Genomic DNA, 16,666 nt, shown 5'->3' with positions numbered 1-16,666 from the left:
GCAAACTCCTTAGCTGGTTATTTTATTCCTGAACGGTTACGTGCATCGCCACGCAACCCGCCATCGGCCCCCTGCTCACACAGGGGCGCCTGACGACGTAAGTAAAACCGCTCCTGAACGGACGATGATTCAGATATGTCGGTGGAATGTTTTCAACAAGAAGAAAAGCAGACTCAGAGACTTCATGACTTCCCGTCTTGAAGCGCCTCTTTTTCTTTGGCGAGAACATCCCTTTTTTTGTGATCGATCCAATCGGTCACCAGTCCATCCAAAACATTTAACGGAACGGCTCCGTCACGTAATACAATATCATGGTACTCTCGAATGTCGAATTTCTCACCTAATTCCTGCTTGGCTTTTTGTCTTAGAGACTGGAATTTAAGCATGCCGATCTTGTACGCAGTGGCCTGCCCTGGCATGACGATGTAACGCTCAATAGACCTGACCACGTCTCCGCGGGCGTTAGGCGTGTTCTCCGCCAGATAGTCGATCGCCTGTTCCCGGGTCCAGCGCTTGGCGTGAATGCCGGTATCCACCACCAGACGACAGGCGCGCCACAGTTCCATGGACAAACGTCCGAAGTCCGCATAAGGGTCTTGATAGAACCCCATCTCCTTAGGCAGCAGCTCGGAATACAGTCCCCAGCCTTCGATATAGGCGGTGTAGTCGCCGAACTTACGGAAGGTGGGCAGGTTGTCCAGCTCCTGGGAGATGGAGATCTGCATGTGGTGACCGGGAATGCCTTCGTGGTAGGCCAGCGCATCCATCTCATAAATGGGCATTTCGCTCATTTTGTAGAGGTTGGCGTAATACAGGCCCGGGCGATCGCCTTCCAGCGCCGGCGCTTCATAAAACGCCTTGCCCGCCTCCTGCTCCCGGAACGGCTCCACCGCTTTCACCTTCAGGTCCGCTTTGGGCAGAGTCATGAACAGCTTGGGCAGGTTGGCTTTCATATCGTCGATCAGCGCGGTGGCTTTCTGCAGGTAGGCCTGCTTGCCCTCTTCCGTTTCAGGATAATAGAACTGCTTGTCCTCGCGCATGAAGGTGAAAAACGCCTGCAGGTCGCCTTTGAATTTCACCTGCCGCATGATGGCGCGCATGTCATCGTGGATGCGGGCGACTTCCTTGAGGCCCAGCTGATAAATCTCCTCCGCGCTCATGTCCGTAGTAGTGGTGCGACGCAGGGCGTTGGCGTAAAACGCATCGCCGTCCGGGAATTTCCAGACCCCGGCTTTGTCGTCCGCGCGCTTTTCCTGGTCAGCCAGATAGGCGATCAGCTTTTCATAGGCCGGTTTCACGGAAGTCAGCAGCGCTTTATTGGCTTCCGCGATCAAAGCTGTTTTACGCGCTTCTGGAATCTCCGCCGCGGCGACTTTCGCAGAGAAATCCGCCAGCAACGCGCTGTCTTCCTCACCGCCGAATGGCTTGCCGGTAATAATATTGCGGCTGGACTGAATCACTTTGGGAAACACAAAGCGCGGCGGAATCACGCCTTTCTCCGCCCGCAGCGCCAGCTGCTCAATCAGTTGATCGAACAGCGCGGGAACGCCATTAAGACGACTGATATAAGCCTCCGCATCCTTGACGTTGTCGATGCTGTGTTGATTGATCAACAGAGACGGCGTGCCGGAATGAACGCCGAACATCTGATTCACCGGGTAGTCGTAGTGACGCCAGCGGTAGTCTTCGATCTGAGCTTCCAGCTGCTGTTGCATCAACTGATAACTCAATTGGTTCGAGGCGCTGAGACGGGAGGCATCCAGCGCCAGCAAATCCTGCAAATCCGCCTTGGCGATGCGCAGTGACTCTTCAGAGAACGCTTCGCTCATATCGTCCCATTTGTCGTAGTCAGTTTTGATGCCCAGATAGGACTGGAAGGTGGGGCTGCGCGACACCCAGCCTTTAAAAATACGGTCGAACAAGGCTTCCGCCTGTTGATCCGACGCTTCTGTCTGCGCCATCGCTGGTACGCTCCCTGTCTCCGCGGCCCAGGCCGCATTAGTGACAATGCCGCCTCCCACACTCAGGGTGGACAGCAGCACGCAGGAATACAATTTTAACTTTGCTTTATACATCCGTTGGTTTCCATTCACTCATACAGTCCCCGTCCCTCTACTGCCTGGACGGGACGCTCGTTGCTCTTATCGTACCGAAGCCGGCCAGCTTGCGCAGGTTGTCGCCATTTCGAGAACGGCTATTCACTGCGGCGTCCTTTTCAAGGTTGTACATACTCGCCGGACAACTGCATCCAATACTGCTTTTTATCCGGTTATGCAAGCAACAGCGCCTTGATGCCGGCTCATATTCCTTATGCTCGTATTGCCCAGCCAATAACGATTCTTTTAATCGGTTCGAAACTGGGATGAATATTGGGAAAAGCACGGTATTGGAGGCGCATTAAACGCAGTAGAATCCGCTCCGTGAACCAATCACGAGCGTTATTACCGGAAAGTCTTACATTAAAAGGAAGTATCTTATGTCCATCAAAAAGCATCTGACCAAAATGTTGGCCGCCCCCCTGGCGTTCTGCGCCGCCACCGCCTCCTCCGCCGAGGTCGCCTATTTCGAATTCACCGACGTCAAGCCAGAGCAGACGTTTGTCATCCAATTGACGGATAAAGCGAAAATTCAACAGGCGCGGGACATTCTGGCCAACGGCCAGGCGGACTTTTATCACGTCATGGGCTATGTCACCCCCTCCCCGGCGCCTTACAACCCAAGATGGCAATATCATCTGGACACGGACACCATCAGCTTCTTTGAGTTCGCCATAGAGGTCTGCGACGCGTCCATGCAATACGTACAAGAGCATCTCGACGAAGTCGGCGGCGCCTTTCTACCCGGCAATATCTGGTGCCCCTGGAGTTCAAAACTGGTGAGAGAAGTCGGCGTTCCAACTCAGGAATAAAACGCTCCCCTCACGACCCGCGCAAAGGCCCGGCTCGGGCCTTTGTCCGCCGTCCCTCTTAACACTCCTTGATGCGTTTTCTTACAGGTCCGTCACAGGACTGCAACAAGCCTTCGCAACGATTCGGCTATAGTTAAGAGTACGACGCACAACCCCTGCTGCACTTCATGCTTTATTGGTTACGCATTATTTTATGTCTGGTTTGCGCCGCTTATGTGAAAGCGGAGGAACGCCCACGGATAGTTCTGGCCAATGGGGAGTGGAAGCCTTTTTTGTCCGAGAAGCTGCCCCATTATGGTTTCGCCTCACACTTGGTCACGGAAGCTTTCGCCATTGTGGGAGTACAGGTCGAATACCAGTTTTTCCCCTGGGCCCGCGCCGAGGCTATGGTGGAGAGCGGGCAGATCGACGGCTCGCTGCTATGGACGCAAACGCCGCAACGGGAGGCATTCGCCTATTTCAGTGATGTGGTGGCTACTCAGGACGAAGTGCTGTTTCATTTGCGCAGTCAGCCGCTGGAGCCCGCCTCGCCTTCAGATTTGCTCGGCGAGTCCATCGCCGTGCCGCTGGGCTCCAAACTTGGGGTATGGGAAAGCCTGGTGGAATCCGGTCAGGTCAAACTGGTCTCAGTGCGGGACATAGAAGTGGGCATGAATATGCTGTTACGGGGCCGCGTCGACGCCTTCCCTCTGGCCAGGGCCGTCGGCTACAGCGCGCTCCGCATGCATTTTCCCGCTAAAGAACAGGTTCGCATCACGCATTCATCCACGGTCTTCGACCAGCATAAGTACCGCCTGATGCTGTCTCGCAAGCAGCCGCTGAACGCCAGATTCATACTGCAGTTCAATGAAGGATTAGGGCGCCTTCGCGACAGTGGGCGCTATCAGGAGATGGAAGCCGACTACTACCGCGGCGCCTACGACGCTCCCGCTCCAGAAGCGCAGCCCAGCAGCGACGACTAAACGATTCAACTGTGGGGAAAGCGTCGCATAAAGCGCCTGTCGATGGAGTCTTTCCAGCGCCACACCCATTGCCCCGCCAGACTGATGCGTCCTCGCGCGCCCACCGCATCACGACCGCCGCACGCCAGCAAACTCAGAAAGCGCCGCTGAGGGCGATACGCCCGCATCGGCAATCCTCGCAGCAAGCGATGTAAATTATCCAGCAAGAAGGGAGCCTGACGCACGGCGTACACCCCCGCCCTGGGCGTGGGCGAGGCGTCAATCCAGGCGCAATCCCCAACGGCGAACACTTCCGGAAAAGCGATGCTTTGCAGGCTGGGAGTAACACGGATAAAACCCTCAGCAGTCAGAGACAGCTCCGTCTCGGACAACCAAGGCGCCGCCTTGCCTTGCGTACACCAGAACACATGGTCCGCCGGCGCCGTCCGCCCCTTATCGTCAATCAGCCGATCTGACGCCACTTCCGCCACGTTGAAATCCGTCAGCGCAATCACGCCGCGCTGGTCGAATCGACGTTGCAGCCAGCGCCGCATACGCTTCGGATAATCCGCCACAGGCGCATTGCGCGCCGCCAGACTCACCTGATGAACGACTGGCGCCGATTGCAGCGCATAGGCGATAGCAAACGCCAATTCCACTCCGCCAGCGCCGCCGCCCACCACAACAATATTCCGCACTTCTGGATCGACGCTCAGGCTTGCATAGGCCTCACGCCAGCGGGGCCAGAAGTCGGCGATGGGTTTAACGGGAATCGCATAGTCAGACGCTCCCGGCGTGCTCAAGTCCGGAACCGCGCCAATATTGAGAGACAGATAGTCATAGTGCAGCGCCTCCCCGTTTTCCAGGTGCGCCACACGTCGGGAGCAATCCAGCCCTTTCACTCTACCCTCGACAAACTCAGCGCCCACCTGACGGCACAGCGCCAGCAAATCGATATGCGCCTCCTCATACTGATAGTGCCCCGCCACCAGTCCCGGCAGCATGCCTGAATAAGGACTCAACGGCCGCTCGGAAACCAGAACCACCCGCACATTCGGCAAAGGATCACGGGCCAGCGCCAGCAACAACAACGCATGGGTATGCCCGCCGCCAAGGAGGAGTAAAGTCAGGGAGCCAGGTTGTTCAGCCATCAACATTATTCATCCGCGCGTCAATGAAATATTGCACTGCTTCTCCCTGAATAATAGCTGGTCAGCAACCCGAAAGTCGCAGTAATCTTGAAACGCCCATGCAGTACCCTGGCGTTGTGAGCTATCTTTCTTCTATTAATAGCGGAGGTTTATCGTTATGACGGCTCGCTCACTTTGGAAGTTGTTCATCCTGATTTATGTCGCATTGGCGCAGTATGCGTCCGCGCAGGACATAGCCGGCGCAGAGGATCATCCCATGGTGTCCCGTTATGCGGGAGCCGAGATCATCAAATACGAGAAACAGGCCTTCACCGAAGTATCCCTGGCGCAGACGCCGATCCAACAACGGGGCGGCAAGGACAAGAATCCCGGCGCGTTTCTGGAGTTGGAAGGAAAATTAACCCGTGTGGCTTACCGTATCCCCGAAGGACGCAGCACGCTGGAAGTGTCCCGTAATTATGAGGAAGCGCTGACCGGCGCGGGTTTCGAGATTCTATTCAGCTGCAAGAATGAAGAGTGCGGCGGCAAACCCGCCGGGCGTCCATTCAACGAAATCGTGACGCCCAAAGACCTCACTGTAAAAATGATGTTTCACGAAAAAGACCAGCGCTACCTGCTGGCGCGCCTGACCCGGGAAGATCAAACCGTGCATGTGGCGGTGTATATCACCAAAGCTTACTCCATCGGCGGGCAGGATAAAAACCGGGTGTTCGTGAATACGCAGGTAGTGGAATCCGCTCCCATGCAGTCAGGCATGGTGAAAGTGGACGCAGAGGCTATGGCGAAAGGACTGGATGCGGAGGGGCATATTGCGTTGTATGGGGTATATTTCGACACCGACAAGGCGGATATCAAACCGGAATCAGCGGAAACCCTGGCGGAAATCGCCAAACTGATGAAGTCCCAGCCGTCTCTGAAGGTGTTAATTGTCGGCCACACTGATAACGCCGGCGCGCTTGATTACAACCGCAGCCTTTCCGAACGCCGCGCCAAAGCCGTGATGGATGCGCTGGTGAGCCAGTACAAGATTGGCGCTGAACGCATGACCGCCTTGGGCGTCGGTATGGCGGCCCCTGTCGCCTCCAACGAAAACGAAGCTGGCAAAGCCAAGAACCGCCGGGTTGAACTGGTGAAAAGGTAGCCGGATAAGACGTCCCTCGTTTAAGAGAGATAGGCAACCAGAGGCCCGCAAAAGGGCCTTTAGTGTATATTAATATGGCAATGATATTGACATGTTAATACTCAGGCGCATGAATGCGCCTGCGCGGGAGACAGGGCCTGACATGTGCGGGCCCTGTCGTTGCAGACAAATAGAAGGAAGCTATTTGTCTGCCTGATTAATAAGTGAAATAACCGGCATCTCCGAATACGACCTTTCCTTCTCTCCAGTCTATCTCTACTCCGTTCGCCCTGAGCCTGTCGAAGGGCTTCCCAGAGAGCTAATCCATAGACAACGATCTTTAATCAACATCCGGGAAATCGGCTTTTTTCCTGAGTCGCCCTGGAAGGCCCTTCGACAGGCTCAGGGCGAACGGGGGAGATGAGGAAAGACTCAGGGCGAACGGGAAGATGAGGACAGGGAAATTCAGAATGCCTGATAAATCAGGTGGATTTCCCCATCCATTGTGCACAGTAGATGATTGATCGAGGGGTTACCTAACAAAGCATCAGGCGGTCAAAACCAATCGCGAAGCCAATCCCTTGCTTGTATGCGCCGCCTCCGACCACTTGCTTTTGCGCTCCCAACTTGGGTACGGAGATTTCGAAGCCATCCTCCATGTAGTAACTCAAGCCGCGCTTCACGGCGCTGAATACCTCATACTCCGTGGTTTGCAGAGCCACCATCTTCTCCGCCAGATCGATCAACTCTTGCCGAACGGTTGGCGTAGTGGGGTTAATGACCTCGACGCCAAACTGAAAGAACTCCCGATAGCGCCCTTCCTGCGGCCGTTCATAGCGCCAGCAGCGCTCAAAATACCAGAGCCGCACGTTCTTTCTGCGTTTGAAGTGTTTATCCGCCACCATTTGTACAGTCGCCGTCCCTTCTGGACGCAGACACAAAGAGCGGCCTTTCTTATCCGGAAACACATACATCTGCCCCAATATTTCCTCGCCAGCTTTGTCCACATAAACTTGTGACGGCTCAATGGAAGGCAGAATCACCTCTTCAAAACCGCTCGCTTCCGCCAGCGCAATCATCTGATTCAGCAAGACTCTGCGCTTCTTCGCCGTATCGCCGCTGATAATGCGGACGCCTTTGGCCATACCTTCGATTTTATATTCCATAACGAATTCCCATTCACTGAATTAAAAACAATAAAAAAGCCCTCGCAGCAGCGCTGGGAGGGCTTTCTCAGTGAACGGGCTTAACTTTCAACCAAGCAATAGCTCTCCCAGCCGACGATGCGACAGTGAATGCAGATGCATTGGATGCGAGTTGAAAGTAATCATGCCGGACATTATGCGTCCGAAGAGAAAGATGTCAACCCGTCAGGCTGACGCCATGCGCCGAAGAAAAAAAGGCAATGAAAAGGCGGCGCCTCATGGACAGAGATCGCCGCCCAGGTTCTCACTTAGTCGAGTCGTGTTTTATATCAGTCGCTACTCACCGCGTTGCGCCGCCATAATAAAGAACATCGGTCGTTCCAATTCGACTTTCAGTTCCGGGCACTCATCGATTTGCTCCGCGCTGGGACGCCATTCTTCCAGATGCTTCAAGGTGAAGCCGGTATTAATCAGCATCGTCAGATACGCGCTAAAAGTGCGGTGTTGTTTAACCACGCCGTCCGCGAGCCAATCTGTGGTTCTTGGTCCTTCCACCAGATACTGGTTGATAGGCCAAAGCGTGTTCTTGTGCTGGTCTTCCGCCCAGCCGGGATTCCTGGGCGCCGTATAAATCGGATGTTCCGCCGAAAAGACCAACCAGCCGCCGGATTTCAGGCTCTTATACACCTGCTCGAACAGGCCTTGCAGATTGGCGATGTAATGCAGCGTCAGCGAGCTGTAGACCAGATCGTAGGTGTTCTCGGGCAGGGTCAGTGTCTCCAGGTCCTCGCGCACGTACTGAATATGGGCGTCAGAAGTCATCTCTTCCGCCTTGGACAGCATGTTTTGAGAAACGTCGACGCCCAGTACGCTGGCGGCGGACTGCTCACGCGCCCAACGGCAGAACCAGCCAAATCCGCAGCCTAAATCAGCCACACTGGCATTCGCCAATGGCGGCATCAGCGCTCTGATGGAAGCCCATTCCGGCGCTCCGTCCAGCCCTTTCAGGGAACGTGGCAGCTGACTGTAGCCTTCGAAGAAAGAATCGGTGTCGTAAATATTTTGTGTCATGAGTGTGTACTCCGTTTGAAAATGCCGGCAACGAACGGGATACAACTTCCTACAGGCGTGACGAAGCCCCGTCCGTTGATACGGCGGGGCTGATTTCGCAATTACGCGAACTTAGATTTGCTCACGAATTACGGACGCCCCACCAGGAACGCCCTCAATTCGCGACACAATATGAATATCAATGTAAATCATCGCGCGATTATTTCAGGGGGAAAAAACGGAGTCAATAAAACCCGCCATCTGACACATTCGGCGATCTGGCGCGAGAGCCCCTGCCAGGCCAGGCCCTTCACGCCATGCTCCCCTGATCCAGGTACTGAATCATCCGTCCTTCTTTCTTCTCCAGTTTGAAGTCGCTGCTGGTAAGACGAAACTGCACGATATAGTCAGAGACACACCGGGGGTCGTGTATATCGCCAGGTAAAAACACCCTGCAATCGCCGGGGATCAGGGTATCGCAACCTCTACTCACCAGCCGGGTTCTGCCGCGCTTATCCGTAATGGGCTGGTAGGTGGACATTTCCAGGGCGCCATACTGTAAGGCGTACAGCACCCAGCCGGCGCCATGATCATGAGGCATGCGATACAGCCCCTGGGGCTCGGTATGAGCCAGCAGTCTGTATCCGTGCTCTGGGTCGGTATACAACTCAACCATCTCGGGACGATCCGCATGAATCTGCGCCAGCCAAGGCTCTTCAGCGGACGTTTTCGCCAGATTCTGCAGCAAGCGGCGGAGCCTTATTACATTACTTGTGGTCAAGCCATCCCAGCCCTCGCGAGCCAATTCGATAAAGTGATCGAGTGCGGTAGGTTGCATAAGTCCTCCAAAGGGTTAAACAAGTTTTATTAACGCGTCTCAGTAGTTAAAGCCGACTTTAGGTTAGTGTTCTTATTCCGTCCTTTTCTCTGTATTCCCTGAAATGCCAGTACCCGCGCACAACAAGACCAAAGCACAACACTACGGAGACGCAGACGTACACACGATGCAAGCCGGTTTCAGCCAGTTGCAGAGTCAGCGCGCTAAGCGCCGACGCATTGGTGACACTATCGAACAAAGCGCTCATCAAGGCTGCGCCGGTCAGCATTCCCAGATTGCGAGATAGATTCAGCAGGCCGGATATCTGCCCTCGCTGTTCTGGAGCGGCCCGAGCCATTAATTGAGTGTTGTTCGCGACGGTGAAGATCGCATAGCCGATGGCGGTCACCATAAGACAGGCGATATAGCCGATGACGCCCGTCGCGGCGCTTAGATGAGCGAGGCCCAGGGAGCCGAAGAATAGAAACAGCACGCCGATTGACGCCATGTTGCTGCAAGTTTCCTGTTTTACGCGGCGACCGATAAGGCTTGAGGTAATCATCACACACACAGGGCTGCAGCCCATCACCAGCCCGGTCATGGACAGATTCAACCCGAGGGAAATCAGATAAAACGGCCCAATCACCAAGGCGGTCATTACCGCCGAAGCCACAATGAACTGAATCAGATAACTCAGGCCATAGCGATAATCGTGCAACAATGAAAGGTGAAGCAAAGGAGAGGGCTTCGCCCGTTCAACCAGGACAAAAGCGACCAACAGAACAAGCGCAAGCCCCGCCATAAAAAAGCGCAGCAACGCCCCCTCAAGTTTGAGCTTAATCCCGAACGAATAGATGAGCACAATCATCGCCAGCAGGGCGGCGCCCATCAGGTCAAACGGTTTCGACCCCTTACCCGCTCCTTGGCTGGCGCGAGGAAGATAACGCACAGCGAGCAACAGAGTAAGCGCCCCCAAAGGGAGGTTGAGCCAGAACACCCATCGCCAGTCTGCGAAGCCAGTTATCAGGCCACCCAGAACAGGACCCGCAGCGGTGCCCACGGCGGACATGCCCCCTACCCAACCCATTACCCGTCCGGTGTGCCCCGTCGGCGCAACATCTCTCACCAAAGCCAGATTCAGAGATACCACTATCGCAGCGCCGATGCCCTGGACTCCACGGTACGCCGAGAGCATCCCTATGTTTTCCGTCATTCCGCACAAGGCGGAGCCCACCATAAAAATACCCAGGCCAGCGATAAACAATGGGCGACGGCCGTAGGTATCCCCCAGCCCCCCGGCAATCACCAGGAAAGAAGACAGCGCGATCATGTAGGCGAGAACCACCCACTGGACCTGGGCGTAGTTGGCGTCGAGGCTGGACACCAGTGCGGGCAATAGAATGTTGACGCTACTGATCGCCAGGGATGTGAGAAAAGTTGACAGCAGCAACGCGGCCAGCGCGCCATGGTATTCAGAGAGAGGCTCCACACTGTTGGCCATAACGACTCCACTTCCTCTTTAACTACCGTATTGAGGAAGTTACTATGCAAGTTAAAGTCAGCTTTAGGTCAACACCTTTATGAAAAACTGTAATGAGCTGGATATCGCCGAAGTGGCGAAGCTGTCCGGCTTGCCTGCTTCCACCCTTCGGTACTACGAGGAGAAGGGGCTGATAAAGTCCATTGGGCGAGAGGGGTTAAAAAGGATTTTCCGCTCCACGGTCATTGACCAGTTGGGTTTGATTTCCCTGGGCCAATATGCGGGCTTTAGCCTGGAAGAGATTGGGGCCATGTTCTCCCACGATGGGAAGCCCAAAATAGACCGGGCGCAACTCATCGAAAAAGCCAGCGAGCTGGACCAGCTCATTCAGCGAATGGAGACGATGCGGGACAGCATCATCCATGTCGCTAATTGCCCTGAGCCCAATCAGCTTGAATGTCCCCGCTTTCAAACTTTGATCAGATCGGCAGCGCGAAAGCGACACAATGAAGGCCGCTTGAAAGGCAAGCCTGGGAAATCACAGCAAGGGAAAGGAGAAAAAGATTAAACCGGCGGAGGAGAGACCCCGCCGGGTTTCAGAGAAGCCGGATGAGAACTACATCCGCTCCAGGGTTTCGATGCCCAGTAAATCCAAGCCTTGTTTCAGGGTCTTGGCGATGAGCAATGACAGCATCAAACGCGAGCTGCGTACGGGTTCTTCCGCTTTCAGCACCGGACAGCCTTCGTAGAAGCTGGCAAACTCTTTAGACAAATCATAGAGATAGCCACACAGAATGTGCGGACAGCCTTCAGACGCCACAGAGTGCAGTATTTCATTGAACTGCAACAATCTGACCGCCAGCGCGCGCTCGATAGGCTCCGCCAGTTGCAGGTCGCCCTCAAAAGTCAGATTACCGACTTCGCCTTTCTTGAAGACATTCACTACCCGGCTGTAAGCATACTGCACATATGGCGCAGTGTTGCCTTCCAGGCTGAGCATGGCGTCGAAGCTGAAGATGTAATCGCTGGAGCGGTTCTTGGACAGATCCGCGTACTTCACCGCCGCCATACCGACGACGTGAGCGATGCGATTAAGCTCTTCTTCCGGCATCTCCGGATTCTTTCCTTTCACGACGGCGTAAGCCCGACCTTGCGCTTCGGTGAGCAGATCCGCCAATTTGACAGTGCCGCCATCCCGAGTCTTGAAGGGTTTACCATCCGCGCCCAGAACCATACCAAACGCCATATGCTCCAAGGACATATCCGGGCTGACGAAGCCCGCCTTGCGGCCAGCCGCATAAACCTGATTCAAGTGCAATGACTGCCGCGCATCGACGAAATAAAGCACCCGGTTCGCCTTCAGAACCCGCTCTCTGTAGCGCAATGCCGCCAGGTCCGTGGTGGCGTACAGGTAACCGCCGTCAGACTTCTTCACGATCAGCGGCAAGGTCTCATCGTCTTTGCCTTTGAACTCATCCATGAAGACGCACTCAGCGCCGTCGCTGTTAGTCAGCAGGCCTTTCTCGCGCAGATCATCGATAACATTCGGCAGGTCTTCGTTATAGGCGCTTTCAGGCATTACGTCCGCCCGCGTCAGGCTGACATTCAAGCGTTCATATACGTCTTCACAATGCTGCAGGGAAATATCAATGAACGTTTTCCACAGCGACACACACTCTTGATCGCCGGACTGCAGCTTCACGACGTACTGGCGCGCGCTATCCTTGAATTCAGGATCTTCATCAAAACACGTCTTGGCCTGACGGTAGAAGTTTTCCAGGTCAGCCAGCTCCATGGACAGAGTCTGCTGGTTCTCCGCCTTCAACTTGTTCATGTAAGCCAGCAACATGCCGAACTGGGTGCCCCAGTCCCCCACGTGGTTCTGACGAATCACCCGGTGCCCCAGGAACTCCAGGGTTCTGACGACGGCATCGCCGATGATGGTGGAGCGCAGATGGCCTACGTGCATCTCTTTCGCGAGATTAGGCGCGGAGTAATCCACCACGACGGTCTGTTTGGGGCTGTCCAGAGGAATGGTCAGGCGTGGATCAGCCAGCACTTGGCGCAGGCTCTGACTCATCCAGTCTTTACTCAGGAAAATGTTGATAAAGCCAGGGCCGGCGATTTCAACTTTCTCAGCCATGTCGCCCAGATCCAGAACGTCCAGGACTTTGGTGGCCAATTCGCGCGGATTCATTTTCAGCGCTTTGGCTGCGCCCATCACGCCATTGGCCTGATAGTCGCCGAATTGGGGCTTGCCGGACGGCTTCACGATCGCCGGGGAGCCTTCTGGAGCGCCCGCCGCATGCAGCGCCGCGCTGATTTTCTGTTCAAGCAATTGTTGCAGATTCATAGGAAGATCTTCGTTACTCACAGCAACGGGAGTCCGCCGCTGAAACTGATGGAAATGGCCGCCATGATACCGCAGTATCCGGTCAAGGAAAAATCCGCAGTTATCCGGGTAAGACAGAATGTCATGAATTGAAGGGAACGCCCAGTGCGGCGGTGCGCCAGGCGTAATAAAGAAATTAAGAAATTAAGAAATTAAGAAATTAAGACAATGGCTTATTCCGGTTCGTATATGCGAATGACGGTCGAGTAAGTAACGTCAGAGCCATAACGTGATTCAAACTCTTTATTAACTGCTTCCGCTAAACCTTCATAGCTGATATGGCCAAACAACGATTCAACTTTATACGGCGAACGAGATTCTACAGGAGTATTTTCCGCGCCTTCCAAGCCGCACTTCCAAGGGTTACTCAAGTCCTCTTGCTTCAATTTATGCAGTATCTGGACGGCCGGACCATTTAGCAGAAAACCGTTTTTTTCGGATATATGAGTTATCGCCACTTTACCCTCTCCTACCGACGTTATCACATAGGGCGCATCTAGAGTGGGATAGAAGTGATAGCCGTTAGCGCCAGCATATAGTGCGCCATTTTCATCCATACAAAAATCAATATCTTTAACGTAGACAGACTCGCCAAGTTTCAATTCAGGAAACAGAGAAACCCTATCCAGATGTATAAAGCCATACTCAACATTATTTTCGACTTGAAACTGTGCGGATGCGGTGGTGGAAATTGCTAAAAGTAGCCCTGCTAGTGTTTTGGTCATACTGACTTCTCCTTTTTAATAAGTACTTCTCACCTGTCCAGGTGAAGGCGGATCATACCCACTATTAGATATTTTTCATACTAATCAATCACATGGAAAGTTCATTATGTACACTAAAACGACGCAGCAGGCTTGTCGTTCGACCAGTTCCCTTTGTTTTTCAGCTCGCTCACCGAATTGCTTTATATCCACAAGTGGAATGTAATTGAACTGAACTCAATCCCCCCCCAAGTTATCCAGGATATGGCCAACTCCTGTCGACCATATCTTTTACGCAGATCAAATCAGCGAATCACCAGATAAAACGCGCCGCCGCCTCGCTGCACCAACAGGAGCAACTTGGTCTCTCCCGCGTCCACCACTTTTTGCAAGTCGCTTACGGAATTTACCCGGCGATTATTGGCGCCGATGATGACATCGCCAGGGCGCAGTCCGCTGTATGCGGCGTTTGAGTTAGGCGCCAATCCGGTCACCACGACGCCAGAGCCGTCTGGATTATCTTCAAAGGAGGCTCCTTCAAGCAGCTTGTGGATACGGGTGGCGCCTGCGATGCTATTGGGCGGTTCCTGCAAGGTTACCTTTACAACTGCCTCCACGCCTTCGCGCAAGATAGTCACGCGCAGCTTGTCGCCGATTTTGCGTTGTCCGATCTGGCTGCGCAGATGACCTGCGCTACGAGTGGGCTTGTCATCAACAGCGATAATGATATCTCCCGTCTTCAGACCGCCCTTCTCCGCTTCAGACCCTTTGGCGACGCTGGTGATCAAAACCCCGCGCTGGCCATTGCGTAATTTGAAGGCTTGCCGCAGATCCGGGGTGATGTCCTGAATCCCCACGCCCAGTTGCCCGCGTTTTACTTCGCCGTGCTCAATGATTTGATCGATGCTGGCCTTGGCCATATTGACGGGTATAGCGAACCCGATGCCGACATTGCCTCCAGACGGGGCCAGAATTGCGGTGTTGATGCCGATCAGCTCGCCACGCAGGTTGACCAGCGCGCCGCCGGAGTTACCCGGGTTAATGGAGGCGTCGGTCTGAATAAAGTCTTCATAGCCTTCAATGCCCAATCCAGTGCGTCCCAAAGCGCTGACGACGCCCGTGGTGACAGTCTGTCCCAATCCGAAGGGGTTGCCGATTGCGACCACGAAATCCCCCACTTCCAGTCTGTCCGAGTCCGCCATTTTCACTTCACTAAGATCGTCCGCCTCAATTTTCAGAACGGCGATGTCGGCGTCAGGATCGCCTCCCTGCACCTCCGCCTTCAAGGTGCGGCCGTCCGTCAACGACACATGCACCTCATCCGCGCCTTTGATGACGTGGTAGTTGGTGACGACCGTGCCCTTATCTTTATCGACAATGACCCCGGAGCCGGCGCTTTGCTGGCGACGCTGTTCGCGAAGCCTCCGGCTGTCCGGGATGTTGAAAAAGTGACGAAAGAAAGGGTCCTGCATTAAAGGACTGTAGCTTTCCTGTTTGGCGTAGGTCGCGATGTTGACGACAGCGGGGTTCACTTCCTTGAGCATGGGCGCCAAGGTAGGCAGTGGCTGGCCCTGGGAGTCGGCCAGTGGCAGTGCGGCGGCGCTGGAGGCCGCCCAGCCGACGCAAGCGGCCAGTACACATAATCTCAATCCAGTCAGGGTTTTACCCATCAACATGTATCATTCCTCCGCTGACGCAGACGGGCCGACGGCGAACGCACGCCACACGGCCTGAAAGCGCGTTTGAAAATTTCCTTAGTTATAACGTCCTATGAGATGGGAGCGGTTTTGTCATAAATCCAGGTTAGATTTACAATCGCGGCTCTCTGTCACGTATGCTTCCATAACCTGCCCAACGCGGATATTACCAGAGTATGAATTTTTCTAAATCAGCGCCTAATGGACTGAATACTATTACCTTTTTCTGCGCCCTGGCGCTGGGCGGCAACGCCCTTCCCGCTCAGGCTCAGTTGCATGAAAAAGATCAGGATGAAACCGAAACCTGCATCTTCAAAGCGCTGACCCAGGGGCCTGGCGATATGACCATCGACGAGTTGAAAAGCCGTTGCGGCGTAGAAATCCCCAAAATGCCTGAAGACGCCAGCCCCACGGTGAAAAATGGAGAAAGCGTTATCGCCGAACGCATTATGCGGGAGCAGCTTTCCAGCAACAGCCGCAGCGTGATCACCCCCCACCTGCGCAATTACCTGATGCCGGTGTCTTACCTGAAAAACCCTAACAGCGAACCGTTACGCGAAGCTTACGACCTCGGAGAGGACGCCGAGCTGGACAATCTGGAGGCGAAATTTCAGATCAGCCTGAAAGTGCCGCTGGCGCAGGAAACCTTCATTGACTCGGACGCAATATTTTTCGGCGTCACCCTCAAGTCCTTCTGGCAGGTATACAACCACGACTATTCCGCCCCCTTCCGGGAGACTAATTACGAGCCGGAAGTTTTCTGGATCGCACCGGTGGACTGGACCTTCTCCACCGCTGATTTCAGTCTGCTGGCGGTTGGCTTCAGTCACCAGTCCAACGGTCGCTCACAGCCGCTGTCGCGGAGTTGGAACCGCATCTACGCCAACTTCATCTGGGAGCATAACCGCTTCGTTTTCAGCTTGAAGCCCTGGTGGAGAATTCCAGAAGATCAGAAAAAGGACAAGCTTGATCCCAAAGGCGACGACAACCCCGATATCGACGATTACATGGGACATTTCGAGTTCACCACCGCTTACCGCTGGGATAGCTACGAAGCCAGTCTCATGCTGCGCAACAATCTGCGCGAAGATAACAAGGGGGCAGTGGAGTTAGGGTTTACCTTCCCCTTATGGAAACGGCTGCGCGGTTATGTGCAGTATTTCAATGGCTACGGCGAAAACCTGATGGACTATAACGCGTCCGTGGAGCGCATCGGCGTCGGCGTGTTGCTGACGGACCTGCTCTGATCAATCGCTCCACA

The 16,666-nt window shown here is 54.4% G+C and carries 14 protein-coding genes; 5 read left to right on the top strand and 9 right to left on the bottom strand.

Annotated features, from left to right (window positions below):
- Positions 1-182 precede the first annotated feature (182 nt).
- Entirely contained in the window at positions 183-2,075 is a 1,893-nt protein-coding gene (locus tag HCH_RS05080) for a DUF885 domain-containing protein (RefSeq protein WP_083769710.1), read from the bottom strand.
- A 401-nt stretch (positions 2,076-2,476) separates the two neighbouring features.
- On the opposite strand from HCH_RS05080, the gene HCH_RS05075 reads away from it, so the two are divergent.
- Both HCH_RS05075 and HCH_RS05070 read left to right on the top strand, forming a co-directional pair.
- The gene (locus HCH_RS05075; RefSeq protein ID WP_011395078.1) at positions 2,477-2,908 is read left to right on the top strand and encodes a hypothetical protein; all 432 of its coding nucleotides are present in this window, start codon (positions 2,477-2,479) and stop codon (positions 2,906-2,908) included.
- A 167-nt stretch (positions 2,909-3,075) separates the two neighbouring features.
- Positions 3,076-3,870 carry a substrate-binding periplasmic protein gene (locus HCH_RS05070; RefSeq protein WP_011395077.1) on the top strand — a complete coding sequence of 265 codons (795 nt, stop codon included), beginning with the start codon at positions 3,076-3,078 and terminating at the stop codon, positions 3,868-3,870.
- Between the two features lie 5 nt (positions 3,871-3,875).
- Here the strand turns inward: HCH_RS05070 and HCH_RS05065 are convergent, their stop codons facing one another.
- Positions 3,876-5,000 (bottom strand): FAD-dependent oxidoreductase, encoded by a 1,125-nt coding sequence (locus tag HCH_RS05065; protein WP_041599243.1) that lies wholly within the window; start codon positions 4,998-5,000, stop codon positions 3,876-3,878.
- A gap of 157 nt (positions 5,001-5,157) precedes the next feature.
- Here HCH_RS05065 and HCH_RS05060 point away from each other — a divergent pair, with 157 nt between their 5' ends.
- A complete protein-coding gene (locus HCH_RS05060) occupies positions 5,158-6,141 on the top strand; it encodes an OmpA family protein (protein WP_011395075.1) in 984 nt (327 codons plus the stop codon).
- 515 nt (positions 6,142-6,656) lie between these two features.
- Here the strand turns inward: HCH_RS05060 and HCH_RS05055 are convergent.
- The 4 genes from HCH_RS05055 to HCH_RS05040 all read right to left on the bottom strand — a co-directional run bounded on the left by HCH_RS05055 (position 6,657) and on the right by HCH_RS05040 (position 10,633).
- Positions 6,657-7,286 carry an ATP phosphoribosyltransferase regulatory subunit gene (locus HCH_RS05055; RefSeq protein ID WP_011395074.1) on the bottom strand — a complete coding sequence of 210 codons (630 nt, stop codon included), beginning with the start codon at positions 7,284-7,286 and terminating at the stop codon, positions 6,657-6,659.
- 315 nt (positions 7,287-7,601) lie between these two features.
- Positions 7,602-8,336 (bottom strand): class I SAM-dependent methyltransferase, encoded by a 735-nt coding sequence (locus HCH_RS05050; protein WP_011395073.1) that lies wholly within the window; start codon positions 8,334-8,336, stop codon positions 7,602-7,604.
- A 289-nt stretch (positions 8,337-8,625) separates the two neighbouring features.
- Positions 8,626-9,153: a hypothetical protein gene (locus HCH_RS05045; protein WP_011395072.1), complete on the bottom strand. Its 528-nt coding sequence runs from the start codon at positions 9,151-9,153 to the stop codon at positions 8,626-8,628.
- A 58-nt stretch (positions 9,154-9,211) separates the two neighbouring features.
- Positions 9,212-10,633, bottom strand: a complete 1,422-nt coding sequence (locus tag HCH_RS05040; RefSeq protein ID WP_011395071.1) for an MFS transporter — start codon at positions 10,631-10,633, stop codon at positions 9,212-9,214.
- Positions 10,634-10,712: 79 nt separating this feature from the next.
- Here HCH_RS05040 and HCH_RS05035 point away from each other — a divergent pair, with 79 nt between their 5' ends.
- Entirely contained in the window at positions 10,713-11,180 is a 468-nt protein-coding gene (locus tag HCH_RS05035) for a helix-turn-helix domain-containing protein (protein WP_011395070.1), read from the top strand.
- Positions 11,181-11,228: 48 nt separating this feature from the next.
- Here the strand turns inward: HCH_RS05035 and argS are convergent, their stop codons facing one another.
- The 3 genes from argS to HCH_RS05020 form a co-directional block, all read right to left on the bottom strand.
- Positions 11,229-12,965, bottom strand: a complete 1,737-nt coding sequence (gene argS / locus HCH_RS05030) for an arginine--tRNA ligase (protein ID WP_011395069.1) — start codon at positions 12,963-12,965, stop codon at positions 11,229-11,231.
- Positions 12,966-13,177: 212 nt separating this feature from the next.
- Positions 13,178-13,729 (bottom strand): hypothetical protein, encoded by a 552-nt coding sequence (locus HCH_RS05025; RefSeq protein WP_011395068.1) that lies wholly within the window; start codon positions 13,727-13,729, stop codon positions 13,178-13,180.
- A 284-nt stretch (positions 13,730-14,013) separates the two neighbouring features.
- On the bottom strand, positions 14,014-15,384 hold the full coding sequence (locus tag HCH_RS05020; RefSeq protein ID WP_011395067.1) for a DegQ family serine endoprotease: 1,371 nt from the start codon (positions 15,382-15,384) through the stop codon (positions 14,014-14,016).
- A 197-nt stretch (positions 15,385-15,581) separates the two neighbouring features.
- On the opposite strand from HCH_RS05020, the gene HCH_RS05015 reads away from it, so the two are divergent.
- A complete protein-coding gene (locus tag HCH_RS05015; RefSeq protein WP_011395066.1) occupies positions 15,582-16,652 on the top strand; it encodes a phospholipase A in 1,071 nt (356 codons plus the stop codon).
- The last annotated feature ends 14 nt before the right edge of the window (positions 16,653-16,666 follow it).

The sequence above is a fragment of the Hahella chejuensis KCTC 2396 genome, from assembly GCF_000012985.1.
GTDB classification, from domain to species: domain Bacteria; phylum Pseudomonadota; class Gammaproteobacteria; order Pseudomonadales; family Oleiphilaceae; genus Hahella; species Hahella chejuensis.
The sequence above is the reverse complement of the archived record's forward strand: the minus strand, read 5'-3'. Positions and strand labels throughout refer to the sequence as shown.